The 23906-nt window shown below is 54.6% G+C and carries 24 protein-coding genes; 17 read left to right on the forward strand and 7 right to left on the reverse strand.

What is annotated here, in order from left to right; all coding sequences use genetic code 11:
* Window positions 1-103 precede the first annotated feature (103 nt).
* A complete protein-coding gene (locus NST69_RS02935; RefSeq protein WP_340991163.1) occupies window positions 104-661 on the forward strand; it encodes a DUF1273 domain-containing protein in 558 nt (185 codons plus the stop codon).
* 63 nt (window positions 662-724) lie between these two features.
* Here the strand turns inward: NST69_RS02935 and NST69_RS02940 are convergent, their stop codons facing one another.
* The gene (locus NST69_RS02940) at window positions 725-2182 is read right to left on the reverse strand and encodes an amidase family protein (protein ID WP_340943995.1); all 1458 of its coding nucleotides are present in this window, start codon (window positions 2180-2182) and stop codon (window positions 725-727) included.
* A 212-nt stretch (window positions 2183-2394) separates the two neighbouring features.
* Here NST69_RS02940 and NST69_RS02945 point away from each other — a divergent pair, with 212 nt between their 5' ends.
* Window positions 2395-3321, forward strand: coding sequence for a DUF6612 family protein (locus tag NST69_RS02945; protein WP_342548435.1), 927 nt, complete (start codon window positions 2395-2397; stop codon window positions 3319-3321).
* Window positions 3322-3425: 104 nt separating this feature from the next.
* Here NST69_RS02945 and NST69_RS02950 read toward each other — a convergent pair whose 3' ends face one another.
* From NST69_RS02950 to NST69_RS02965, 4 genes are all read right to left on the reverse strand, one after another.
* On the reverse strand, window positions 3426-4163 hold the full coding sequence (locus NST69_RS02950) for a hypothetical protein (protein WP_342548436.1): 738 nt from the start codon (window positions 4161-4163) through the stop codon (window positions 3426-3428).
* A 156-nt stretch (window positions 4164-4319) separates the two neighbouring features.
* Complete coding sequence (locus NST69_RS02955; protein WP_342548437.1) at window positions 4320-4835, reverse strand: hypothetical protein; 516 nt, start codon at window positions 4833-4835, stop codon at window positions 4320-4322.
* A 179-nt stretch (window positions 4836-5014) separates the two neighbouring features.
* A complete protein-coding gene (locus NST69_RS02960; protein WP_340978610.1) occupies window positions 5015-6445 on the reverse strand; it encodes a HAMP domain-containing sensor histidine kinase in 1431 nt (476 codons plus the stop codon).
* The gene (locus NST69_RS02965) at window positions 6433-7113 is read right to left on the reverse strand and encodes a response regulator transcription factor (RefSeq protein ID WP_340943982.1); all 681 of its coding nucleotides are present in this window, start codon (window positions 7111-7113) and stop codon (window positions 6433-6435) included. Before NST69_RS02965 ends, NST69_RS02960 begins: the two co-directional genes overlap by 13 nt.
* A gap of 145 nt (window positions 7114-7258) precedes the next feature.
* Here NST69_RS02965 and NST69_RS02970 point away from each other — a divergent pair, with 145 nt between their 5' ends.
* From NST69_RS02970 to NST69_RS02995, 6 genes are all read left to right on the forward strand, one after another.
* On the forward strand, window positions 7259-7972 hold the full coding sequence (locus NST69_RS02970; protein ID WP_340943980.1) for a YceI family protein: 714 nt from the start codon (window positions 7259-7261) through the stop codon (window positions 7970-7972).
* A 107-nt stretch (window positions 7973-8079) separates the two neighbouring features.
* Window positions 8080-8616 carry a hypothetical protein gene (locus tag NST69_RS02975; RefSeq protein ID WP_342548438.1) on the forward strand — a complete coding sequence of 179 codons (537 nt, stop codon included), beginning with the start codon at window positions 8080-8082 and terminating at the stop codon, window positions 8614-8616.
* Between the two features lie 551 nt (window positions 8617-9167).
* Window positions 9168-10460 carry a group II intron reverse transcriptase/maturase gene (ltrA, locus tag NST69_RS02980; RefSeq protein WP_342548439.1) on the forward strand — a complete coding sequence of 431 codons (1293 nt, stop codon included), beginning with the start codon at window positions 9168-9170 and terminating at the stop codon, window positions 10458-10460.
* Between the two features lie 185 nt (window positions 10461-10645).
* On the forward strand, window positions 10646-11437 hold the full coding sequence (locus tag NST69_RS02985) for a hypothetical protein (RefSeq protein ID WP_342548440.1): 792 nt from the start codon (window positions 10646-10648) through the stop codon (window positions 11435-11437).
* Window positions 11438-11548: 111 nt separating this feature from the next.
* On the forward strand, window positions 11549-12547 hold the full coding sequence (locus tag NST69_RS02990; RefSeq protein ID WP_342548441.1) for a Gfo/Idh/MocA family oxidoreductase: 999 nt from the start codon (window positions 11549-11551) through the stop codon (window positions 12545-12547).
* Window positions 12548-12584: 37 nt separating this feature from the next.
* Window positions 12585-13508 carry an ADP-ribosylglycohydrolase family protein gene (locus tag NST69_RS02995; protein ID WP_342548442.1) on the forward strand — a complete coding sequence of 308 codons (924 nt, stop codon included), beginning with the start codon at window positions 12585-12587 and terminating at the stop codon, window positions 13506-13508.
* Window positions 13509-14156: 648 nt separating this feature from the next.
* On the opposite strand, the gene NST69_RS03000 is transcribed toward NST69_RS02995, so the two are convergent.
* On the reverse strand, window positions 14157-14348 hold the full coding sequence (locus NST69_RS03000) for a hypothetical protein (RefSeq protein ID WP_342548443.1): 192 nt from the start codon (window positions 14346-14348) through the stop codon (window positions 14157-14159).
* Window positions 14349-14510: 162 nt separating this feature from the next.
* On the opposite strand from NST69_RS03000, the gene NST69_RS03005 reads away from it, so the two are divergent.
* From NST69_RS03005 to NST69_RS03045, 9 genes are all read left to right on the forward strand, one after another.
* A complete protein-coding gene (locus NST69_RS03005; RefSeq protein ID WP_342548444.1) occupies window positions 14511-15395 on the forward strand; it encodes a hypothetical protein in 885 nt (294 codons plus the stop codon).
* A 30-nt stretch (window positions 15396-15425) separates the two neighbouring features.
* Window positions 15426-15596 carry a hypothetical protein gene (locus NST69_RS03010; RefSeq protein ID WP_342548445.1) on the forward strand — a complete coding sequence of 57 codons (171 nt, stop codon included), beginning with the start codon at window positions 15426-15428 and terminating at the stop codon, window positions 15594-15596.
* Window positions 15597-15780: 184 nt separating this feature from the next.
* Window positions 15781-16155, forward strand: a complete 375-nt coding sequence (locus NST69_RS03015; RefSeq protein WP_200869600.1) for a Na-translocating system protein MpsC family protein — start codon at window positions 15781-15783, stop codon at window positions 16153-16155.
* Window positions 16156-16273: 118 nt separating this feature from the next.
* Window positions 16274-17059 carry an ABC transporter ATP-binding protein gene (locus NST69_RS03020; protein WP_036731326.1) on the forward strand — a complete coding sequence of 262 codons (786 nt, stop codon included), beginning with the start codon at window positions 16274-16276 and terminating at the stop codon, window positions 17057-17059.
* A 31-nt stretch (window positions 17060-17090) separates the two neighbouring features.
* Window positions 17091-17978: an ABC transporter permease gene (locus NST69_RS03025; RefSeq protein ID WP_342548446.1), complete on the forward strand. Its 888-nt coding sequence runs from the start codon at window positions 17091-17093 to the stop codon at window positions 17976-17978.
* Window positions 17979-18019: 41 nt separating this feature from the next.
* On the forward strand, window positions 18020-19069 hold the full coding sequence (locus tag NST69_RS03030; protein ID WP_342548447.1) for an ABC transporter substrate-binding protein: 1050 nt from the start codon (window positions 18020-18022) through the stop codon (window positions 19067-19069).
* Between the two features lie 42 nt (window positions 19070-19111).
* Entirely contained in the window at window positions 19112-19750 is a 639-nt protein-coding gene (locus NST69_RS03035) for a cysteine hydrolase (RefSeq protein ID WP_342548448.1), read from the forward strand.
* On the forward strand, window positions 19747-21159 hold the full coding sequence (locus NST69_RS03040; RefSeq protein WP_342548449.1) for an MFS transporter: 1413 nt from the start codon (window positions 19747-19749) through the stop codon (window positions 21157-21159). The genes NST69_RS03035 and NST69_RS03040 overlap by 4 nt, the downstream gene beginning before the upstream one ends.
* Window positions 21160-21241: 82 nt before the next feature.
* Window positions 21242-21577, forward strand: coding sequence for a hypothetical protein (locus NST69_RS03045; RefSeq protein ID WP_342548450.1), 336 nt, complete (start codon window positions 21242-21244; stop codon window positions 21575-21577).
* A 482-nt stretch (window positions 21578-22059) separates the two neighbouring features.
* Here the strand turns inward: NST69_RS03045 and NST69_RS03050 are convergent, their stop codons facing one another.
* Window positions 22060-23862, reverse strand: a complete 1803-nt coding sequence (locus NST69_RS03050) for a hypothetical protein (RefSeq protein ID WP_342548451.1) — start codon at window positions 23860-23862, stop codon at window positions 22060-22062.
* Between the last annotated feature and the right edge of the window lie 44 nt (window positions 23863-23906).

The following is a 23906-nucleotide window of genomic DNA, read 5'->3' on the forward strand; positions in this document are numbered from 1 at the left end:
TAATTCCCGAAAAAAGTTCGAGCCGGCCTAAATGGTATATAATGCATACTAGAACAGATTGTTCAGGACAGCAGGAATGAATTAATCAGGAAAGAGGCAGCGCATGAGAACCTTACTGGTCACAGGCTACCGGGCCCATGAGCTCGGCATTTATGACAGCAAGCATCAGGGCATTCCCTATATCAAAAAAGCACTCGCGAACCGGATCATTCCGCTGGTGGAGGAGGGACTGGAATGGGTCATTACTCCCGGGCAATATGGCGTTGATCTGTGGGCCTGCGAGGTGGTGCTGGAGCTGAAGCAGCAATACCCCGGGCTGAAGCTGGGCATTATTACGGCCCATGCCTCACCGGAGGAGAAGTGGAAGGAAGAGAAGCAGAATGAATACCGCCGCATTGTAGCCGGTGCCGACTACTACGGAGCCGTAAGCAATGCCCCCTATGACGGGAGCTGGCAGTTCAAGGCCAGGGATGATCTGCTGCTGCGTAAAAGCGACGGGATTCTGTTGTTCTACGACGAGGATGCAGCGGAGAGCAGTGCGAAGTTCACCAAAGAGCGGGTCGTGAAGCTGCATGCCGAAGGTGATTATGAGCTGCATCTGATGCATGCAGAGGAGATTCAGAGCATTGCCGATGAAGAGAACCGGCATGACTATGATTGAGAAGGGGGTGCGCAGCTGCGAGCTGCGCACCTGGAGCCTGTCCCATGTTGGCATCAAGCGGGATCAGATGAAGCTGCGGAGTGAAGGCGGCTTGCGCACCTTATAGTTCTGCTCATAGGCGTAAGCCAGTCTGATAAGCACCGGTTCTTCATAGGCCCGGGCGGAGAAGGTTACGCCGAAGGGCGCGCCGGCTGAGGTATAGCCTGACGGCACAACGATCGACGGATATCCGGCTCTTGAGGTAATCCGTGCGCCGAAGTCGGCCGGGAACAGCAGGGCATCAAGCTGATGTTCGCGCATAGTAGCGTCAATCCCGAGCTCCTTGCAGAGTCTGAGATCCGTCATGCGGTCACGCAGATATTGCGGCTCAGTGAAGGTGCCGGAGGTTGTTAATTCGGCATCGAGCAGGGTCGCTTGCCCGAACTTCAGCGTCTGGACCGGATGGGCATGATTGAAATCAATAATATCCTTCAAGGTACGCATCGGTGCCCCCGGGCCCAGGCGGGCCAGGTAGGCGTTCAGCGAGGTTTTGAATTCATTCAGCACCACGGATGAATAGCTGATCTCCCGCGCCGTGGTAATCTCGGCCGGATCGATAATGGTCGCCCCGAGCTCCCGCATTCTCTCCACAGAGGCATTGAACAGCGCAAGCTGCTCCTCCGTCAGCTCCTCGAAGTAATAATCGCGCGGAATTCCGATTCTTGCTCCCCGCAGACCGTCTGCATCCAGGAAAACCGTATAATCCTCGTGAACCTTACCTCTGTTCGTACCCATTGCCGCATCTCCGGCATCCTGACCGAGCAGAGCGTTCAAGAGAAGGACGGCATCCCGGACCGTTCGTGCCATAGGCCCGGCGGTATCCTGCGTGCTGGAGAGCGGCAGAATACCGGAGCGGCTGATCAGCCCCACCGTGGGTTTAATACCGATAATAGAGCCAAGATTGCCGGGATTGAGGATGGAGCCGGAGGTCTCTGTTCCAACGGAGACGGTGCAGAAATTACAGGCCACCGCTACAGCAGACCCGGCGCTGGAGCCGCCTGTCGGCGTGGAGATGTTATAGGGGTTAAGCACCTGCCCGCCCCGGGAGCTGAAGCCGGAGGGCATGCCATTCGTCATGAAGTTGGCGAATTCCGTCATATTAGCCTTGCCCATAATGATAGCTCCCGCCTCGCGCAGCCTGCTGACGATGAAGGCATCCTCTCCGGCAAAAGAGTCCGCCAACGCGAGCGAGCCCGCGCTGGTATGCATGTTATCTCCGGTATTAATGTTATCCTTCAATAGCACCGGTATGCCGTGCAGCGGTCCGCGCGGACCCTGGAGCTGGCGCTCTACGTCCAGGGATTCAGCGATGAACAGCGCATCCGGGTTAATCTCCAGTACAGAATTCACCGTCAGACCGTTTTTGTCATGATCCGCTATGCGCTCAAGGTACATCAGGACTAATTGTCTGGAAGTGATCTCCCCGGAATCCAGAGCGGCTTGAATGTCAGACAGGGTAGCCTCTACGATTTCAAAACTCATGCGGGTCCACGCTTCTTTCCCTTTTGGATTTAGTAGTATTCTTCCTCATATAAGCACAGTTTGGCCTGTCTTCATAGTGTTCTTTTGCGGGCGGGACGACCATGACTTTGGATGTAACTTTTAAACGGCTGATTAAAAGGGGGGCTCCTGTGGTTAAATACATCACAAGATTTAACAATACTACTTGCTAACATCACTAGGAGGAATCGAACTTGAAGAAATGGACTACGTTATTTATGGGTGTTATGTTATCTGTGGCCTTGGCTGGCTGCGGCAATAATGAGGAGCTCAAACCATCAGAGGGCGCTGCAACAGCTGCACCTTCAGGAAACGCGGCTCCGGAAGCCTCCGCATCGGCAGCGCCTGCTGAACAGACATCAGACGGCGTTCCAACAGTGGATGAATTGATTCAGAAGTCGGTTGCTGCATCGGGTGATCTGAAGAGCTTCGCGATGGAATCGCAGGTGAAGCAGAAGATCAACGTGAAGACGGCACAAGGGGATAATGCGCAAGATACCGATATGACCACGAAATCCGAGTTCATTAAGGAGCCGCTGATGATGCATCAGGAGGTGCAGATGAAGACGGCCCAGGGCGACCAGAAGATTGAGCAGTATGTGACTAAGGACGGCTTCTATTCCCAGGTGAACGGGCAATGGATGAAGATGCCTGCTACGATGGGTGAACAGGTCCTAACTGCTATGCAGCAGTCCGCGAACCCTGAGAAGCAATTGGAGCAATTCAAGGCGCTTACCGAGAAGACCAAAATCACCGAGGAAGGCGATAGTTATCTGTTGTCTGCCGAGGTATCCGGCGATGACGTCAAGGAGCTGGCGAAGTCTTATATGAACCAGGGCGGCAGTGCCGATCCTCAGATGGCTGCCATGATGGAGCAGATGAATATCAAGAGCATGAATATCGCCTATGCGGTGGATAAGAAGACCTATTTCCCAACCCGTACAGATGTAACCATGGTCATGGATATGACCAGCAATGACCAGACGATATCGATTGATATGGATATGAAGGCGACTATCAGCGATCACAACAAGGTCGACGAGATCAAGGTTCCGCAGGAAGCACTGGACGCGAAGGAAGTTGAAATGCCAACAACCCCGGCAGCTCCTACAACTCCGTAACAGACTTACCGGGCTGAATAGAAGTGCAACACATGGAAACGGCGCTGCTGTCCTGATTAGGACGGCAGCGCCGTTTTTGGCGTGAATTGTTTTGGAGGGTGGTTTTATAAATTAAACGAGTTGCTCAGCATACCAAAGGCTGCACCGGCAATGACGGAGGTGATCAGCTTGTAGAAAATATATCCGGTCACAATGTTGGCGATGGCAATCGGGTATAAGGTGTCAATGCCCCGGCTGCCGCCAGTGTTCAGCGGATATTGGAACAAAGCCGTATTCATGCTGATGAAGACGAACAGGAAGGACAACGCCACCAGTGTGGTCGAGAAGGAGTACAGGCTGACAAGTAGTGTGAGAATCGCCAGCACCAGCAGCGCCGCGGCCGGAACGAGCAGCGTTCCCACCCGGGTAATCAGCAATTTAAAATCGAAGCTGACCTTCTCCAGCCGGAGAACGGCATAAGTGGCTCCGCAAGCAACGGCCAGGCCAACCGCCGTCAATAACAGCGGCTTCAGGAAGCCGGGGCCGAAGATGGCCGAGACATCCCATTTGATGAACAGGGTGAGGAAATATAAGGCCGTTAACAACGCCGTAAGGCCCATGGTGATCAGGCTGTTCATGAAATGGGCCACAGGAATTTCCCTCATTGTACTGTACGGGCGGGTAAGGGCTCTCAGGTAAAAGCTCCAATACTGCTTGCCTACTGCCTGTGCCTGCTGTACACGTTCATCCTTGAGCAGATTATTGAACTGCTCGGATACCTTACGCTGGGGCTGCGGTTGCCCAGGTTGGTTGTTAGGTCCCTCAGGATTCGTGAAGGGTGTTCCGCCTTCCGGGTTGTTCATTGTGATTCCTCCTTGTGAAATATATGGAAAATGCCACTGGCTTTAGTATAAGGGGACTCAACGGGAAATTCTATAAATTTGCCGGAATATGCAGAAATTCATGCGAAAAAGCCCGTAAATCGTCGATAAACGTCGATTTACGGGCCGGGACCCATTCTATTCCTGTAATTCGTCTGCCACCCGGGCAAACCCCTCTTCAGCGAGATATTCCTCCGCTTCAGCGACCGTCTCGAAGGCCATCTCAAGCTGTAGTCCGGCATAGAGATACCACAGATCCTCCTCGAATCTCAGGCTCAGCGTATGCCCGTCCTCATTCGTCCACAGCGACTGCGCTTCAGCTCCGCCCGTCTGCACTTTTTTCTTTCTTTTGGAAGGGGCAGGGGCCTCGGGAATGTACATCAAGAGAGAAGTGATAGACGCATCCAGCAGCTCGCGCAGCGCAGCCTCCGAATAATCGCGGATATTGACCAGTCCCTTATCATCCGTCTCATAGCCCCGCAGCAGCCCGGCATAGACGAAGCCGTTCCCGTTCGGGTGAATATGCGAAGCCACGGTCTTCTTGTCGTGACGGCTCTGCTCCAGGTGATAATTCACCCGTCCCAGTGAGACCTTCCGCGCCTCCAGCTGGGGATAGGAATCAAGAATAGCTATTTTCTGTTCAAAAGTAAGCATATACAGCCTCCGGTTCACTTGAAATATAAAAATGTATAGGTTTCACGCTATACATTATCTTTCTATTTCTCGCTGAAACGGTACCGTCCTTTAAAAGGACGGCAATACCGTTTCCACTTGTAGTCAGTTGATTATACCACGCAGCGGGGTGCTGGACTATAACGCGCTTCCCCGGTTCATTACTCTGCCAGCGGGAGCCGCAGCACGAAGGTGCAGCCCTGCGGCGGATTGCTGCCCAGCTCCAGGCTGCCGCCCATGGCTTCGGCTAGCAGTCTGCTGAAGGTCAGGCCCAGCCCGAGTCCGCGAAGCAGGCTCTGCTTGCCCGAGCTGCGGTAGAAGGCTTCGAAGATCCGTTCCCGGCTGTCCGGGTGGATGCCCGGCCCGTTATCTGTAACGGAGATTTCGGCCTGCCCCTGCGGCGTAGCCGTAAGTTCAAGCTTCAATTGGAGATTGCAGTCCGGCGTCTTCGCCTGCAGACTGTTGCCCAGCAGATTCACAATAATCTGCTGGATGCGCAGCGGGTCTCCCCGCAGCACAAGCGGGTTCTCCGGCAGCAGCAGGATGGGCTTATTAACCTCCCCGTTCTGGGTCAGCATCCATTGATAGAGGATTTCCTCCAGCAGCGGGGCCGCTTCGAGCTTATCATGACGGACGGCAACCATGCCCGCTGTCAGCCCATTGTAGTCCAGCAGATCGGCGACCATATGCTGCAGCCGCCCGGTCTCAAGCAGAGCGATATCGAGGAATTCATTGGCCTCCTCGCCTTCGACAACGCCCTCGCGTACCGCATGGAGCAGTCCTTTGATTGAGGTGACCGGCGTCTTCAGCTCATGGGACACGCCGGCCAGCATGATGGCCCGCGACTGCTCGAACTGCTGCAGCTTGCCCGCCATCTCCTGGAAGGAGACGAGCAGCTCGTGAATCTCACGTTCTTTGGCCCCGGTCTCAAGCGCGATATTATATTGGCCGCTGCTGATCTGCGCGGCGGCGGCGGCCACCCGCTGAACCGGCTTGGCCAGCTTGATCGACAAGAGATAGATCGTCAGCCAGCTTAGGATAATCAGGAAGACGATGATAATCGAGAAGAAGGTGATCTCCTCTGTCGGAATATGACGCAGGGAGCGCTTGGACTGCATAACCAGCACCTGCCCCAGCGTGCCCTGGTCCCCCTGGATCTGTGCGGCGGCGGCCTTGTATTCAGAGGTTCGCGAATCGGTCAGGCTATCATTGAGCTTGTGTCGCATTTCCTCGTCTGTCATCGGGGGCTGGGAGTATAACAATTCGCCTTCAGGTCCGGTGATGATTACGCACATCTCCTCAGTGACCTTGAAGAAGCGTTTGCGGTCCTCTACCAGCCTATTCAGGCCCCCGGTAATCGCTAATTGACCGTCTGTATCCACGCTCCGGTCAGCGATCTCCTGCGCCAGCAAGCCGGTCGTCTGCATCCGGTTGCTCATCGCCTCCTGCTGCATCCACCAGAGGGTGAACAGCGCCGTCACCAGCAGCCCGATGCTGATGATCAGCAGATACCGCAGCGTCCAGTAAGTGAGAATGGAGGTAGTCTTCTTTTTCCTGCTGCTGTTCTTCTTACTCTTATTTATGTTGTCCATAATTGATAACCTGTTCCTCTCAGTGTGCGGATCTCGCCCTCGTCCTCCGGCCAGTGCGAGAGCGCCTGGCGCAGTCTTTTGATTGAGAGATCGACCGCCCGGTCGCTTCCCTCGTAATCCATCTCCCATACATGCTCCAGCAGCTGGTCACGGGTGCAGATCTGATTCGGCCGCTCGGCCAGGAACAAGAGCACCGACATGTCGCGCGGGCTAAGGCTGACCTCTGCCCCGTTCAGGAAGATGCTGCGGGCCGAGAAGTCGATGAACAGGCTGCCGTAGTGGCGCTTGCGGCTGCCGTCCGACCACTGCGAAGGGCGGCGCAGCACCGCCCGCACCCTTGCGACCACCTCCTCGGGGATGAAGGGCTTCGACATATAGTCATCCGCCCCGCCGTCCAGACCCGCCAGCCGGTCCTTGATCCCGTCGCGGGCGGTGAGCATGATGACCGGGCAGCTGCTCCGCTCACGGATGAGCTGCAGCAGCTCGAAGCCGTCCATCGCCGGCAGCATGATATCGAGCAGGACCAGCGAGGGAGGCGCCTCCCCGAAGGCGTCCAGGGCACTCCGGCCGTCTGCGGCCCGGGTGACGTGAAAGCCTGCTTTTCGCAGATAGGCACTAAGCACCCGCGCGATGGCTTCTTCATCCTCTACGATTAGTATCGATTGCATGAGCTTCAGTCCCTTAACTAAAATTACGACAATTCTAACACATATGCAGGCTAGTATGCTTTGACTTATTCCCGACATATTGCTTTGGTAGAATGGGAGCCAAGCCAATAGAGCAGAGATAAGAATATGGAATGGAGGAGATCGTATGAAGAAGAGGACAGTCGCTATAACCGCAGCCATTGTAATTATTGCAGGAGCCATCACCGCCTTCATCTTAGTGAACAACAGCCTTGGCAATAAGGTGGAGATTGAATCGGTGATTCCTGAGCAGGCGCAGGACAGCGGAGCCCAGAAGGAAGGAACGGCCAATGCGGCTGCCGCCGCCGCTGCTGTAACGCCGGAGCAGTTGAACGGAACCTGGAACATTGCAGAGCCGTCCAAGGTCTACTGGTCCGTAACCACATCCAAAGAAACGGTTAACTTCGTAGATCCTTCCGTGAAGGGCACCTGGAAGGTGAATCTGGAGGATGCCTCCGCGATGACCGGCGAAGGGTCGGTCGACATGAGCGCGCTTGATTCGGGAACCGCCCAGCGGGACGAGCATGTCAAGGGAGCAGACTTCCTGTCCGTGGCAGAGTTCCCGGAAGCCACCTTCACGGTGAAGTCCTTCTCGGAGCTGCCGAAGGAATGGACAGAGGGGACGGCGGTGCCGGTACAACTGCAGGGTACGCTGACTGTGAAAGGCATCGAGAAGGAAGTGACGTTCGACTCGCAGGCCGCATATAGCGGCGGAGAGCTTAAGCTGTCGGGTACGACTACCGTAACCTTCGAGGATTTCGGCCTCAGCAATCCGCATTCCATCGTGCTCAGTACCGAGAACAACCTTGAGGTGCGCCTGGAGCTAGTGCTTAAGAAATAACATAGAAGTTAGAGAGGACCCTCCCCGTTACCGTGGATTCGCGGCTGGCGGGGAGGGTTTTTTGATGTAACTTGGGCTGTTGCGGCGGCGGGGGCTGTGGAGGATGTATGTGGAAAAGCGAACACATTGGGCTGGCGCGGGGTGTGTGGCTGGAATGTAATCGAAAAACCGATTACATTGGGCCGGCGCAGGGCGTATGGCTGGAATGTAATCGAAAAACCGATTACATTGGGCTGTCGCAGGGCGTATGGCTGGAATGTAATCAAAAAACCGATTACATTGGGCCGGCGCAGGGCGAATGGCTGGAATGTAATCGAAAAACCGATTACATTGGGCTGGCGCAGGGCGTATGGCTGGAATGTAATCGAAAAACCGATTACATTGGGCTGGAGCGGGGTGTATGGCCGAAATGTAATCGAAAAACCGATTACATTGGGCTGTCGCAGGGCGTATGGCTGGAATGTAATCGAAAAACCGATTACATTGTGCTGGCGCGTGGTGCGTGCTCCACAGCCCGTGACTTTTTAGAGAAATCCTGCAAGATGTGCAACAATCTATCCATGCAAGCGGTCGGTGAGAGAAGACTCTCAGAACTGGCGAGGGAGAGGCTGAGCATCGACATGAAAGCATCTTTCACCCGGTAGGGTGTTTTTTGTGACGGGCGTGCCCAGAGGCACGCATTATCTAGTTGGTGAAAGTCCAACCAAAGGAGGGACCAAGCTACCTTTGTAGCTAGGATGCTTGCACATGGCGAAATCTGTGTGTAAAAGCGCATCGACAAAAGTACCGGTCAGAGACCGGGCGAGCAACAATTCAGGCCGCAACATCAAGTGAATCCTGCCGCGTCGTCAAAAAGGCCCTGCAAAGGGGAACAGAGGGAGCCGAGTCCCGCTATTATGGACGAAGGCCAAGGAAACTGTGCAGAACTTGGAACAGCAGTGAAGAACCCTCCGGCGTAATGGGAACGGCATGGATTGAAAGATAATGCAGTGAACTGGGGAGACCCTCCCCCACACGGAAGAAATTTTTTTTTAGGAACCCGTAAAGAGACGCTCTATAAGTCCAGAAGACGAAGTGAACCGTCTGTGGGAAGGGAGTCCGAGGGGCTTATAGTACCGAAGAACCTAAGGACAACATAACCTTAGGGAGGGAAGGAGCCCTGCTTTGTTTACGCTTTTGGAGGAGGTACGAGTGAGTGAATGCCAAACGGCTAACGACACCCAAGGAAAAAGTTCAAGAACTCCAAGAAAAGCTAGGTCATGCGGCCAAGGAGAACAACAAGCGTAAATTCCACGCCTTGTACGACAAAGTCTACCGGTGGGATGTGCTATGCGAAGCCTGGAAACGGGTGAAAGCGAATAAGGGAGCTGCGGGAGTGGATGCCGTAACGCTCGTTGAAATCGAGAAACAAGGAGTCACGAGATTTCTCAAAAGCTGTGAGCGAGAATTGAAAGAAGGCAGCTACCATCCGCAGCCCGTACGGCGGCACTATATCCCGAAGAAAGACGGGAAGCCAAGACCACTAGGCATCCCTACGGTACGAGACCGAGTCCTACAGATGGCAACCAAACTGGTGATTGAACCCATCTTTGAAGCCGATTTTAAAGAAGTCTCCTTCGGATTTCGCCCGAAGCGAGGTGCAAAAGGAGCACTGGAACGAATCCGGAAAGCCTGCAACCGCAAAGGAAATTGGGTAGTCGACGTCGATATCCAAGGTTACTTCGACCATATCAATCAAGAGAAACTCATGAAATTGGTACAGATGCGTATCAATGACAGACGGATTATGAAGCTTATACGGAAGTGGCTTCATGCGGGAGTGATGGAAGAAGGAAAAGTACGGCGCTCCGATCTAGGGACACCCCAAGGTGGTGTCATCTCGCCACTGCTGGCGAATATCTATTTGAACTACTTTGACCGGTTATGGGAGAAACACGGAAGTGGGCTGGGAGAACTGACGAGGTATGCAGACGACTTCGTTGTGGTCTGTAAAACCAAAAAGGATGCAGAACATGCGTATGAACTCATCCGCACCATTATGGAACGTCTAGAACTCACGCTGCATCCGACCAAAACCCGCATTGTAGGTCTGTGGACAGGAGACGAAGGCTTCGACTTCTTAGGAATGCACCACCGAAAAACGAAAGCAGAAACCTCTCAAGGGAAGGTGTACTATACCACTCAGCAGTGGCTAACGAAGAAGGCAGAGGAACGCATCCGAGGCGTGGTCAAAGACCGATTAGCACCGCCTGGCATGCGCTGGAAATCGTTTGAGGAACACGTGGAATGGCTCAACCCAAAGATTCAGGGATGGAGAAATTACTATTACACGAACTACAGCCAAAAGAGGTTAGCGAAGCTGGATTGGTATATTCTGCAGCGATTTACCCGGTGGTATGCAAAGAAGAGACAACGGAGGAGATGGATGAGCTCATTCCCGGAGGTCAAGTATATGGCCAATAAGTGTGGACTAAAAACGCTATTGTAATCTGCATGCCCATGAATGACAAACATCGGAAAGCCGTATGAGGGAAAACCTCACGTACGGTTTGATGAGGAGGGGCTGGGTTGTACCAGCCCTTTACTCTAGTGCAAATTCCCGCCTCCAGGTTAAATATAAGAGATACATAATCATTCCACAGGACCATCAGGTAAGGAAGGGAGCTAAGATATATGGACCGAAAGGCCAAGACCATACTGCAAAAATCGTTCTGGAGCGCCAGCGGCTGGAAGGGGACATACGGGCCTTTTTCCGGTGAAGAGTTCGACTATGCGAAGAGCAAGGGGGTCATGTTCGATCCCCTCACGATCACCCATGATGAGCTGGTGGAGAAGCTTCGGGTACTGCACAGCGGGAGTGTGACCCGGGAGAAGGTGGTGGCGGCTTTTCTGCACAGCCTGTCTACCCGGAAGGTTCATCTGCGGAGTGCCTTGTCCAGCTGGGCCTTAACCTCGGAGCTGCCTGCACATGAATTCGCCCAGCCCCCCGCCGAGCAGCCAAGGTATAGCAGTTGTGCTGCTTGTGATGCCAGGCACCTGATGTCTGATCAGCAGTACAACGCTGTGGATCTGAATGTGCTCAATTTCGAGCGGGTCAAATGGGGCGGCATCCGCCTTAATAAGCTGCTGTATTGCTGGCTCGATCTGGAGCTGTTCAGCCGGGAAGAGGAGGTGGAGGCTGCTCCGCAGGATCTTCGTATTTTGCAGGATATGGCCGAAGCCGTGAAGCTATGCGGCAGCATGGATGGTGCACGGAAGCTGGAGAAGCATTGGAAGGATATATTCCCCTCGAACCGGCATGAACGGGATGTGGTGATGGAGATCTGGGGATATGCTGGAATTCTGGTTCCGCAGGAGGAGCCGCGCCAGGGGCGGGGCGGAGACAATGATTTCAACGCTGTAGCCAACTGGCGCGGGGAGGACGGTTATTCGAAGGAACGCCTGAATGTGTTGTTCGGGCTGTAATACACACTTGTCTGGAGCTGGAGGGTCCTGCCGGTCGGCGGACATGTACACACCAGGGAGATTTTGATAGAATCAGAGGGACCTGAGCTTCATTACGAGGAGGATATTACTATGGCAGAAGATAACGCTTACACGATAAAATGGGGCATTCTCAGCACAGGCTGGATCGCCCATCAGTTCGCCACGGATCTGGCCCACGCCAGCAATGGGGTGGCCTATGCAGTCGGCTCGCGCTCGCAGGAGAGCGCGGATAAATTCGCAGCCGATCACGGCATTCCTGTCGCATACGCCACCTACGAAGAGCTGGTGAACGATCCTGATGTGGACGCCATCTATATCGGCACACCGCATCCGTTCCACCGGGAGAATGCGCTGCTGGCTTTGCGGGCGGGCAAGGCTGTGCTGTGCGAGAAGCCTTTTACCGTGAATAGTGCTGAACTGGAGGAAGTCGTGGCCTATGCCCGGGAGCATAAGCTGTTCCTCATGGAAGCGATGTGGAGCCGGTATATCCCGGCACATGTGAAGGTGAGGGAATGGCTGGCCACCGGGCGCATAGGCGAGGTGAAGCTAGTGAAGGCGGACCTTGGGTTCCGTTCTGACTGGAAGCCGGAAGGACGTCTGCTGAATCCTGTCCTTGGCGGCGGTGCGTTGCTGGATGTCGGCATCTATCCAGTCTCCTTCACCTCGATGGTTCTCGGACCTCATCCAGAGTCGATCGCCAGCACCGTTCATATCGGGGAGACCGGCGTGGATGAGCACTTCTCGCTGCTGCTGTCCTACGGGAATGGCGTATCTGCTTCACTCCATGCCGGCATCCGCCTGAATCTGGACGATGAAGCCTATATCTATGGAACGGAAGGTCGTATCGTGGTCAATGGCACCCTGGTTAATCCGAAATCGGCCGAGCTCTACGTGAACGGCGAATTGGCGGAGCGGTTCGAAGATAACCGCGCTTCGGTCGGGTACTGCTTCGAGGCGGAAGAGGTAGGCCGTTGTCTTCAGGCCGGGCTTACCGAGAGCCCGGTAATGACGCTGGATGAATCCGTAGCGCTGATGAAGCTGCTGGATGAAGTCCGGGCGCAGTGGGGACTGAAGTATCCCGGCGAATAAGTGCGGGCAGGAAGCTTCCGGGAAAGGGGGAGACCAAGTGACATTGACTGATGATCGTTATCAGGGCTGCCTGCAGGGGCTGGCCGCCGGGGATGCGCTGGGCACAACAGTAGAATTCCAAGCACCCGGTACTTTCAAGCCAATGACAGATATTGTCGGCGGCGGGGTATTCGCTCTGCAGCCGGGTCAGTGGACGGATGATACCTCGATGGCGCTCTGTCTTGCGGAGAGTCTGCTTGCCATGCAGGGCTTCGATCCGGCAGATCAGATGCTGCGTTATGTGAAGTGGTACCGCGAAGGCACGCTTAGCAGCACCGGCCGATGCTTCGATATCGGCAACGCAACGCGTGAAGCGCTGCACCGGTATGAAGCCAGCGGGGAGGCTTACAGCGGTTCAGAGGATCCGTTCTCTGCCGGGAACGGCTCCATTATGCGTCTGGCTCCGGTGGTGATGTACTATGCGGAGCAGCCCGCTGAGGCGATCCGCTATGCAGCAATGAGTTCAAGAACGACGCATGGAGCAGCCGAATGCCTGGCTGCCTGCCGTCTGCTCGCCGCGTACATTCTTGCGGGTCTGCACGGCTGGAGCAAGCAGGAGCTACTGGCGCCGGATGCTTTCTGCGAATGGCTGGATGAGGATGTCCTTACGCCGCATATGCTGAACATCCGGCAAGGCTCCTATAAGCTGAAGGAGCCGCCGCAGATCCAAGGCTCGGGCTATGTTGTGGAGTCGCTGGAAGCAGCGTTATGGGCATTCCACAAGTCGGACAGCTTCGCAGAAGGCGCGCTGCTCGCCGTGAATCTCGGCAATGACGCCGACACCACCGGCGCCATCTACGGCCAGATCGCCGGAGCCTACTATGGCCTGAGCGGCATTCCGGCCGATTGGAGCGGCAAGCTGGCGTTGCGCGGGCTGATCAGCGATTACGCGGGGCGGCTGTTTACGGAGCGGGTACAGTAAGCGGAGGTAGTTAAGCTGCATGTGGCAGGCGGGGCGCATGGGTCACAAGGCACCCCGCCTGTTTGTTGTGCAGGATGATGCGGAGTTTCGTGTGTGAACTCATGTGAACTATAGAAGTGGGTTCTTGCATTAACGCGGTAATGTGCGAGGCGATGTTTGAAAGACATTATTCTGAGATAAGTGTATTCTACGCAATTAAAAACCGTGAAATGGCAAACATTCCTCTCCTAACTGTAGTCTGTACAACTAAATTTGCCTGAATGGTTGAGAACCGGGGTATGAAGGTATTTTAGATGTACGAAATGCAACTAAAACGCGATTCGATGGTACATCAGACGTTTTAGTTGTACAGATTGTACTTAAGCTAATCGCTTGTACCTTAATGGAGGCATGAACGATGATATCAGGCAGATCCTGCACCCATCGCCGACTTCTACGCTTGAATTGAAAGTAGCTGATTGTATTTACTGCAATAGAAAACTCATATTTGACCATGAAATGAGATTCTATTGTATTTCGTACAGTGGAATGTTGCGTAATGGGCGAAAAGTAATCTTTTTTCAAAATTCAAATGTACCGAATACAATAGAATCTATTTCGATGCCCTTTTTACAGCATTCCATTGTACAAAATACAGTTACTACTGTTTCAGCGCCTACAGCATATGAGCGCCCCTTCGCTGAAAGATTCCACCAGATTCTCATCGGGACAATCCCGGAAAAAAGGAATGCCCTTCTCCTTATCCGCATAGAACCCATCCCACCATTCCCCCTCGTCCCGGAAAAGAGCGTCCAGCATCCTCAGCGTGTCCTCATGGCTATAAATCGTTTCATCGTTCATTCTTCTCAAGGTCTCCCTTCCTGTTAGCTTGCGGTAAACCCAAAGTACGATTATGAGACAATCCAAACGGTAACCCTCCTAAATTATGTTATAATATTCCGGAAATATGATCTGTGCGGTTGGTTGCAGGGAGCGGAATTTCTATGAGGGGGAGGGAAGCGTGTGCTATGGACGGCAAGTCTATCCAGTCTGCTGCTGAAGCCGGACAACCGGCAGCGGCACAATGAATTACTTCGTGAAATTGGCAGCTATATCAGCACGCACATTCTGAATCACCCGCTGCTTGCGGAGGATTGCGGGCATATCAGCATCCTGCTGGATGGATCAACGGCGCTCGGGATTGTGGACGACAGCTCGGATATTGATCTGATCCTGGTCTGCCGGGATGAATGCTATGAGCCGATTACGAGTCGTTTCGAACGGGCAGAGTTGATCCCGGAGAGAAGCAGCTTGTTTGTAGATGTGCATCTGCCCAGCGGCAAAACAGGACACTACACCCTGCTCAAATTATCGGAGCTGGAGCAGGCGCTGGAGAAGGGACAACTGGATTGGTTGTGGAATGCAGCGGTCGCCTGTCTCTATCATGACCCGTTGGCTCTGAAGGCGCTGTTTGCGCAAGCGGTTCCGCTGCCTTCAGAACATTTGATGAGTCTGCGGAAGAAGACATACATAGACCTTCGGAGTGCTGCCAAAAGCCTGGATAATCCCGTGCGCCGGGGAGAGGCTTTTCCGATTCTTTTTCAGGCGGTGGAGGTGTTCAAGCAGGCCTTACGCTGTGCTATCACAGTGGAGGGCCACCCCTATCCGTATGATAAATGGCTTGTACAGGTAGCAGAGCACCTTCCAGTGGGGATAAGGGTGCTTGATTGCATGAAGGACTTCCGGCAATACCTATCAGAAGATCTGTCCTATGCGCCAATGTATCAGGAGGATAACAGCTTTGTGAAAATGGAGAAGCGGGTCCGCGGGGTGTTGCTGGAGGAATTCCGCCTGCGCGGCGTAGATGAGCCTTGGCTGGTGGAATGGTGGAAGTACTTTGAGGAATGAATGGAATAAGAAGTCACGCTGGCGCAGATAGTGGACAAGATGTACACAGACAAAAAAGTACGCAATGGCCGCATCCGCTTCGTCTTTCAGGACGGTATCGGGAGGATGAAGCGTTTTGCCGACGGTTCTTATTCTGTTCCGGTTGAAGAATCGGCAGTCATGGAGCTGCTAGAGGAGATTTGCGTGAACCCGGCGACTTGAATGTTATATATTCTACCATAATATATATTTTTCTTTTAATTATGTGATATTATCTTCCGTATTTTTATTGACAAGTCTTTATATTTATCTATAATGATGTATAAGCGGTGGGCACACAGGCGATAAAGTTGCTTACAAGTCACATTTCATAACATAATCTATTGCAGCAAAGGTGTGATCGCTAATGATCGCTTCCGCCGGACAATGGAAACAGGATATTCTACGGATTTACAACGAAATCAACAAGAAGCTGTTCAACGCCGGCGTTAAGCAGCAGAAGGTCGACTTCGTGGGCAACAAGATTATTATTTTATCCATTAATAGCCGGGTGCCCGTACTTAAGGTGCTGGATACCCATGATCCTGCGGCAAGCCGCCAGATGAATCTGGTGCTGCATGAAGTATTCAAAGCCGAGATCAAGCAGGCATTTCTGGATGAATTTCAAGTCAATATTAAGGCCGTTCTTAAAGATTATGATGTGGAGACCGAGTATTCCGGTACGATCATAATTTTGGAGAAGGACCTTGAGCATTATCTGAACGCTACGTTGGAACTCTGATCTTTCGGAGAGCCGGCCTGCCGTCAGTTTTCGGACATTTCCCTGCGGGGCTGTGTCCAGAACTGGCGGCTTTTTGTTTATGGTCATTATTCTATTACTTTCTTAAGGGGCTGATTCTATGAAAACCAAAATTGAGATTGCCGGTGTCAGCAAGTGGTTCCGCCGTGACGGCCAGGAGATTATGGCCATGCAGGAGACGAATCTCTCCATAGAACAAGGCAGATTTGTCAGTATTATCGGCCCCAGCGGCTGCGGCAAGTCCACGCTGTTCAATATTATTGCGGGCCTGATTCCGCCCTCCACCGGCCGTGTGCTTGCAGACGGGGAGGATATCGTAGGAAAGACCGGATATGTCGGGTATATGCTGCAAAAGGATATGCTGCTGCCCTGGAGGACGATACTGGACAACATTATTCTGGGCATGGAGATCCGCGGGGTGCCGCGCAAGGAAGCGGTCGCCCGGGCCAAGCCCCTGATGGACCGCTATGGACTGAAGGGCTTCGACGGCCATTACCCGGCAGAGCTGTCCGGCGGGATGCGCCAGCGGGCAGCGCTGCTCCGTACGCTGCTGTATGAGCGCGATATTATTTTGCTGGACGAGCCCTTTGGCGCACTGGATGCCCAGACCCGGCTGACTATGCAGAACTGGCTGCTGGAGCTCTGGGAAGACTTCCGCAAGACAGTGTTATTTGTCACCCATGATATTGATGAAGCCATCTATCTGTCTGACGACATCTATGTCTTCTCCGGGCGGCCGGGACGGATCATCTCCAAGATTTCTGTAGATATGCCGCGTCCGAGACACCAGGAGGATACGGTATCTGCTTCATTCATGGAGCTGAAAGCCCATTTGCTGAATCTGCTGTCAAGCGGAGACCAGGAGCCAGCCACCCGTATCTCTTAGAACTCATAAACTGTTGAAGGAGAGGACAACCATGGAGAGTGTACACAAGAAAGGCTATGTCATTCACAAGCTGGAAGCTGCCCCGGTCTATTCAATCAAGCCGGACAAAATGCAGAAAGTGCCCGTCATCATTGATGAAGAAGCCGCCAGACGCCAGATGCGGCGGATCATCGGAATCGGGCGGCTGTCTGTGGCGCTGCTGATCGTGCTCTGCTGGGAGCTGTTTACACGGATTGGCTGGATGGACCCGTACTACTGGAGCAGCCCGCTGCGGATTATGAGCACAACCTGGACTCAGATGACAGAGGGGACGCTGCTGGAGGATATCGCTTATACCTCAAGCTCGACGATTCTCGGCTTCATCGGCGGAACGATGATTGGCTCGTTGCTCGGCCTGTCCTTCTGGTGGTCCCGCAAATTTGCCGGCATCAGTGAACCGTTCCTGATCCTGCTCAACGCTATGCCGAAGCTGGCGCTTGCCCCGGTGCTGGTGATTCTGCTGGGCATTGGTTTCTTCTCGAAGGTGGCGCTAGCTTTTGCCATGACTGTGGTTGTGGCAGCCTTGTCGGCTCATAGCGGCGTGCAGAGTGTGGACAAGGACATGGAGAAGCTGATGTATTCGCTCGGGGCGAAGCGGCATCAGGTGTTCACCAAGGTAGTCATTCCCTGGGCGATGCCCTGGATGATCAGCAGTCTGCGGATTAATATTGCCCTCTCGCTGGCCGGTGCCATTGTCGGGGAATTCATCGCTTCAAGCCATGGTATAGGCCGCATGGTCATCTACGCCGGTACTATTCTCGATATTAATCTGGTCTGGGTAGGCGTTGTCGTTCTGTCTGCGCTGTCGATGGTCATGTATGCGGGAGTGGTGCTGCTGGAGAAGTGGTTGTCTAAGGGATATGGGATGAAAAAGGCTTAAGAAGCGGGCAATCATTTCAACAAGATAGAGGAGAGAAGCCAATGAAGAATGTTACTACAATGAAGCTGTCGGCCGTCCTGCTGGCCTCTGTAATTCTGCTGTCCGGCTGCGGCGGCAAAGGCAATGCTGAAGTGGAAGCAGCCGCTGCAGGGAACGGCGCGGAGAAGCTGAAGAAGCTGGTTATCGCCGAGCCGCTGCATTATACAGGTTATTTGCCGCTGTATGTGGCGCAGCGTGAGGGGTATTTTGCCGAGGAGGGTCTTGAGGTAGAGATGCTTCAGGCTGCGGGCGGCACGCATGTCACCTCGGTGGTCAGCGGGGATGCCTGGGCGGTCATCGGCGGGCCGGAGTCCAATGCGTTGGCGAATATCGGCAACTCAGACCCGATCGTCTCGGTCAGCAATGTGGTGAACCGGGCGAATGTCTATCTGATGGCCAAAAAAGGGACAGCCCCGGCAGGCGGCTCAGCTGAAGAATTGGCAGCCTTCCTGAAGGGCAAGAAGCTGAATGCCGGGCGGCATGGCGGTACGCCTAATCTGCTGACCCAATATCTGCTGCTTGAGCTTGGGCTTGATCCGCAGAAGGATGTGCGGCTGCTGGAGCCTGCGGATGGCTCCACGGTGGTGGCGATGGTTCAACAGGGGGCGGCGGATATTGCGAACGGCGCGGAGCCGCAGATCAGTGACGGGATGAGCAAGGGGGTGTGGGATGAACCTTTTTACAAATTCCATGATCTGGGTGACTATGCTTACTCGGTGCTGAGCGTGAAGAAGTCTACCCTGGAGAAGGACCCGGAAACGGTACAGAAGGCGGTGAATGCTGTCGTCAAGGCACTGAAGGTGATCCAGGAGGATAAAGAGCTGGCGATGCGTGTTCTTAAGGCGGAATTCCCTACGCTTCCCGATGCTGCTGCCCAAGCTGCGCTTGACCGGGCGTATGACGACCAGCTCTGGAGTCCGGATGGGGTGATCTCGCAGGAGGCGCTGGATAAGGATATGGATGTAATGATCAAGACCGGAATCTACAAAGGCGAGTATACCTATGATGACCTGGTCGATATGCAGTTTGTGAATAAAACAGCAGCAAAGTAAGCTGAGCGCTATAGCTCTCCAATAACTAAAGAGGTGACGAGAATGGAGTTAACTGCCGATCTGATTATCCCCGATAAAACGGCGCTTATTATAGTAGATGTTCAGAATGATTATTGCCATGAGGAAGGCGCGCTGGCCGCTGGCGGGAACGATGTGTCAGCCGTCGGTGAGATGATGCCGCAGCTCCACGGGCTGATTACGGCGGCGAGAACACAGGGAGTGCCGATCATTTACATCCAGACCTTTCATGAAAAAGCGACGGACTCTCCGGTCTGGACCTCCCGCTCCGGGCGGGGCTCGCTGAGTGTCTGCCGCCGGGGAAGCTGGGGCGCTGAATTCTACGAGGTATCCCCGCTTCCGGAGGAGATTATTGTCAATAAGCACCGGTACAGCGCTTTTATTAACACCCGGCTTGATTCGGTGCTGCGTTCGCTGCGGATCGAAACCCTAATTATGACTGGAGTGAGCACCAATGTCTGTGTGGAGTCGACCGCAAGGGACGGGTTCATGCTGGATTATCAGATTGTGATGGTTCAGGACGCCTGTGCCTCTTATTCCCGGGCGGCGCATGACATGACGCTGGAAAATATGAAGGGATACTTCGGCGTGGTTGCTTCAGCCGCAGAGATTGAAGCGGGCTGGAAGATCTGGAACCAGCCTGTGCTGCAGCAGCTGTCGTGAGCCTCACGATGCCGTCACTGGAACGGGCCGTAAACCTCACGGCGGTTAAGGTGGTCATCTGTCTTGGGGCGTTCCTGTCCAATCTGTCCGCCGGGATGTTCAATATATCGCTGGTTGATATTTCCGCTGATTTGCAGATTCCCGTGGCCTCTGCACAGTGGGTGGTCAGCATCTATCTGCTGGTCATTTCAGTGCTGCTGCCTGTGATGGGGAGGCTGGGGGACAGATTCGGCCGCCGTAAGGTGCATAATCTGGGGCTGTTCGCCTTCGCAGCAGGGGCGCTGGGCTGCGCGCTCGCCCAGAATGAAGCGATGCTGCTGGGCTTCAGAGTCTTGCAGGGAGCGGGAGCCTCCATGTATCAGGCAACCAACATGGCCTTGATCGTCTCGCTCTTCCCGGCGGAGCAGCGGGGTCGGGCGCTGGGGCTGATGAGCACCTTCGTGGCTGCGGGTTCGATGGCAGGTCCGGCCTTAGGCGGCTTCCTGATCCAGTGGTTTGCCTGGGAGAGCAACTTCTGGCTGCTGGCTGTTGTGGCGGCGGCTGTGGCTATGCTCGCACACCGGCTGATTCCCCGGGATACAGAGACCGCCGGAGGCCGGATGAATCTGGCCGGAGCAGCCTGGATGGCTGTCTGTCTTACTTCGCTGATGGTGGCCTTCGATCTCGGCAGCCGCTCCTCATTCCTGTCTGTACCCGTACTGCTGCTGCTCGCGGTCTCGGTAGGGCTGGCAGCGGGTTATACAGGATATGCCCGTTTCGCTCAGCGCAACTCCCCGCCTGCGGAGAACGGCTTCAGCCTGTTCACGGACCGGAGCTTTGCTGCCGGAATTGTGATTACGGTTATCACGTATATGGCCGCTTTTGCCGCACAACTGGCGTTGCCTTCGCTGCTGCGCCTATCCGGAGCTGAGCCGGCGTGGGTAGGGCTGATCATGATCGGCTATCCGTTGGCACTGGTGGTAACTGCCCCTGTCAGCGGGAGTATCGCGGACCGCAAAGGGCCGCTCGGCATTCTGGCCGCCGGCCTGCTGCTGATGAGTGTCACGCTGCTGGCGCTGGGCCTTGGCTCCCCTGCTTTGAGAGCAGGTGCGATGGTGCTGCCGGTCGTGCTGCTAGGCTGTGCTATGGGAATGATTACTTCGCCTAACACAAGCATCGTTATGGGTTTGGCGGCAAAATCGCAGCTTGGCCGGGTCAGCAGTATACTGGCGTTATCCCGCAACATCGGCATGATGTTCGGAACGGCGGCCGGCGGTCTGATGATCAGTGGGGGGAACAGGCCGAACGGAAGCTATGTGGCGGTGTTCGTAGCCTGTGCTGCGGCAGTAGGTCTGTCTTCCGTCTGGCCGCTGTATTCCTTCCGGCACAGCAGTAAGCGCAAAGGCGCGGAGCATCTGCACATACCGTAATAGAGTAGAGTTTCAGGTGAGTTGAATCCCGCTCCCTCCATTCTGGGTAATATAGAGAAAGAGAGCTTAGGAGGAGTCGATCATGGGCAACCCGCTGAAGGAATTCAAGAACAGCATGGATGGGCTGAAGCAGTCCCTGGATGGAGTGAAGCAATCCGTCGATGGACTGAAGGCGCCAGTGGTTGAGTTCAAAGCGAATATGCAGGAGACGGTGGAGGCGGCGAAGCTGCGGAGTGACGGAGTGAAGTCGGAGCTTGGGCGGATGAAGCAGTCGGTCAAGGACACTCAGGAGGTGCTTGGCGAGGTGAAGGAGACGCTGAGCGCATCGGCGGAGGTGCTGTCTACCCGGAAGCGGTATCTCCGGCTGTTAAGCCGTAAGAAGGGAAGTCTGATGGCCGCTAAGGGCCGCCGTTCGTGAACGATAACCACGCATCTCCACGCGTCAAAAGAAAACGCAAGAGTCAGGGCGGCATACATCCCGTGTGACTCTTGCGTTTTTGTGTTCCGTTTTGGGATTTTCGGTCCATGCGGACTGGAAGGCCGCTATTTTTGCTATTTGCGCTATTCCGGTAATCTATCCGGACTCAGAGGTCCTTAACCAACCTGTATCGCCTCATTTTCAGCGTCACCGCACCTTTTAACGCCTTCTCAGTCCGTGGCGGGCAGAAAAATTGTCTTTTTGACCAAATAGAGTCCTCACAGTCCGCGGAGCATCCAGTTGTCCGCCATCACGCTACAATTACGCCACCACAACGACATCATTCCGCACACCGCACACTGCACATTATCCCACACACCGCTCCACCACACCATTCTTTGATGCCACTCTGAAACGGTGCAACACCCGGCGATGACACCGCAGCCATCCCTCAGTGACCTGTAATCTCTGTATTCCGCACATCAAGGCGGCGTCAGGCTTAAGCTCTGGGCCGAATCGACCACAAACACAGGCACCGTCTGCACCCCAAGCTCCGTCTCCACCTCTCCGAATTCATTCGCGAACTGGCCGCTGACTGCGGCAGATCCGGTCATTAGCGGCACCTCGCCCTGAAGCAGCAGCTCACGTCCATTCGAACGCGCAACTGCTCTTCCGGCAGCATCAAAGTAAATATCGCAGGACAGCATCACCTTCTCATAAGGAAACAGCTCAAGCTGTGTAGCATCTATAGGGGTGTAAGTGAACTCCTGATAGAGTTCCGAGAATTCATATGCTCCGTTCACCAGGCGGAAAATAGCGGTCCTGCCCTCGACACCATCGGCCAGATCCGTGTTCATTACGCGGATGGAGCCATCCTCCGCCATCAGCTCATAGCTGCTGCCTGTGAAGCTGAACAGCAGGGAGATTCCTTCCGGCCGGATGGTATAGCCTGTGAAGATGCTGCGTCCGTCAGCCTCACCGCCGTTAGCTACAACTACGGGTACTTCGGAGTAAGCAGACAACGCTTCGTCAAAAGAAAGAGCGCTCAGCATCCCCGAACCCGGGATCACCTCCCCGGTCCGGGTGGAGACCGTGCCGTCCCCGCTCATCTCGGCGTAGACCAGCTTGCCGCCAGCGTCTACTCCGGCTACAGCCACCTTGGCCCCGTACTTGTCAGTGACGGAGGCTGTAAGGGAATAGCTGCCCGGCACTTCTCCGCCCGGCAGCAGCCGGAGCGGCTCGGCCATATTCCAGGCAAGCGTTGCGGCAGCAGTCTCTCCGGAGGTGTCCTGCACCGGGGCCAGCTCCGCATAGAGCCTGATGGCATCCGCATACCGGCCGCCGCGCACATGGCGCGCGCCCTCGCGGAGCAGCCGGGCGATGCTGTTGTCGATCAGCTTCAGCACCTTGGAGCTGGTAATGCCGGCTGATGCCGCATAGCTGCGGTAGCGGGCGGCATGTCCGGCGAAGGCTGCGGTGAGGTCACCGTCCAGATCCTTGTTCAGGATGAGCGAAGCGCTCTCCTGAACCTGCTTGCTAAGCCAGGGTGCGGTATAGCTATGATTCTTATAAGCTTCTTCCATAGAGAGGGCGCTCTCCAGCATAGGCCCGAAGCTTCCGGCTGCGGCCAGAGCCTTGAGCCTCGCGGTATCATGGGCCTTGAAGCTCGAAGCCAATAACTCCTCTTTGGCCGCCACCCCTCCGTAATAGTCTGCCGGAATCTGCAGCAGGCTCCATTTGAGATTGTCCGTACTGTCGCTGCCTGTCCCCGAATCTGCCCCCTTAGACGAATCTGCGGCGAGTCCGGCCACATACTCCTCCTTGAACAGCCGGAACCCGGCTGTCATCTTGTCTGAGAGGCCTGAATCTGCCGAGAGCTGTCGATAATAGGCTTCATAGGGACCGCCTGGCGTCATATACTTGCTCTTCAGGCTGAGCAGGGAGGCGTAGCTCTCCATAAGCCCTGCGAAATCCTTCACCGTCAGCTGGTCCTCCAGCGTTAAGGACAGTCTGCTCAGACTCGTGCGGATGCTCGTAATAGGAGCCAGCTCTGTCAGTTTCGCCGAAATTTCTTTCTCTTTATATAGAATCGAATGATTGGCCGCTGCAAGACGGTACTTGTTCTCGGCAGCAATAAGCTCCCCGGCAGCGTACAATTCTCCAGCTTCTTGTACATCCTGAAGCTTATTCTTAATCCCCAGCGCCTTCTGTCCCAGCGGGAGCAGCATCAAAATACACAGAATAATCATAATATTCCGCAGGGTTATAGCCCGTATGATCGTCATATAATATAGCCCCTTTATTGATAGATAAGGATTAGAGCGGCAGT

Origin of the sequence: Paenibacillus sp. FSL P2-0089, from assembly GCF_038595095.1 — a bacterium.
Classification (GTDB): Bacteria; Bacillota; Bacilli; order Paenibacillales; family Paenibacillaceae; genus Paenibacillus_AQ; species Paenibacillus_AQ silagei.

What these genes read in the sequence shown, in the direction of transcription:
- NST69_RS03025 (WP_342548446.1), top strand. Translation starts at nt 17,091, where the DNA reads ATGGAGAGTGTACACAAGAAAGGCTATGTCATTCACAAGCTGGAAGCT.
- NST69_RS03050 (WP_342548451.1), bottom strand. Translation starts at nt 23,862, where the DNA reads ATGACGATCATACGGGCTATAACCCTGCGGAATATTATGATTATTCTG.
- NST69_RS03035 (WP_342548448.1), top strand. Translation starts at nt 19,112, where the DNA reads ATGGAGTTAACTGCCGATCTGATTATCCCCGATAAAACGGCGCTTATT.
- NST69_RS03045 (WP_342548450.1), top strand. Translation starts at nt 21,242, where the DNA reads ATGGGCAACCCGCTGAAGGAATTCAAGAACAGCATGGATGGGCTGAAG.
- NST69_RS02975 (WP_342548438.1), top strand. Translation starts at nt 8,080, where the DNA reads ATGTGGAAAAGCGAACACATTGGGCTGGCGCGGGGTGTGTGGCTGGAA.
- NST69_RS02985 (WP_342548440.1), top strand. Translation starts at nt 10,646, where the DNA reads ATGGACCGAAAGGCCAAGACCATACTGCAAAAATCGTTCTGGAGCGCC.
- NST69_RS03030 (WP_342548447.1), top strand. Translation starts at nt 18,020, where the DNA reads ATGAAGAATGTTACTACAATGAAGCTGTCGGCCGTCCTGCTGGCCTCT.
- NST69_RS02955 (WP_342548437.1), bottom strand. Translation starts at nt 4,835, where the DNA reads ATGCTTACTTTTGAACAGAAAATAGCTATTCTTGATTCCTATCCCCAG.
- NST69_RS02970 (WP_340943980.1), top strand. Translation starts at nt 7,259, where the DNA reads ATGAAGAAGAGGACAGTCGCTATAACCGCAGCCATTGTAATTATTGCA.
- NST69_RS02950 (WP_342548436.1), bottom strand. Translation starts at nt 4,163, where the DNA reads ATGAACAACCCGGAAGGCGGAACACCCTTCACGAATCCTGAGGGACCT.
- NST69_RS02990 (WP_342548441.1), top strand. Translation starts at nt 11,549, where the DNA reads ATGGCAGAAGATAACGCTTACACGATAAAATGGGGCATTCTCAGCACA.
- NST69_RS02935 (WP_340991163.1), top strand. Translation starts at nt 104, where the DNA reads ATGAGAACCTTACTGGTCACAGGCTACCGGGCCCATGAGCTCGGCATT.
- NST69_RS03000 (WP_342548443.1), bottom strand. Translation starts at nt 14,348, where the DNA reads ATGAACGATGAAACGATTTATAGCCATGAGGACACGCTGAGGATGCTG.
- NST69_RS03015 (WP_200869600.1), top strand. Translation starts at nt 15,781, where the DNA reads ATGATCGCTTCCGCCGGACAATGGAAACAGGATATTCTACGGATTTAC.
- NST69_RS02965 (WP_340943982.1), bottom strand. Translation starts at nt 7,113, where the DNA reads ATGCAATCGATACTAATCGTAGAGGATGAAGAAGCCATCGCGCGGGTG.
- NST69_RS03020 (WP_036731326.1), top strand. Translation starts at nt 16,274, where the DNA reads ATGAAAACCAAAATTGAGATTGCCGGTGTCAGCAAGTGGTTCCGCCGT.
- NST69_RS02960 (WP_340978610.1), bottom strand. Translation starts at nt 6,445, where the DNA reads ATGGACAACATAAATAAGAGTAAGAAGAACAGCAGCAGGAAAAAGAAG.
- NST69_RS02940 (WP_340943995.1), bottom strand. Translation starts at nt 2,182, where the DNA reads ATGAGTTTTGAAATCGTAGAGGCTACCCTGTCTGACATTCAAGCCGCT.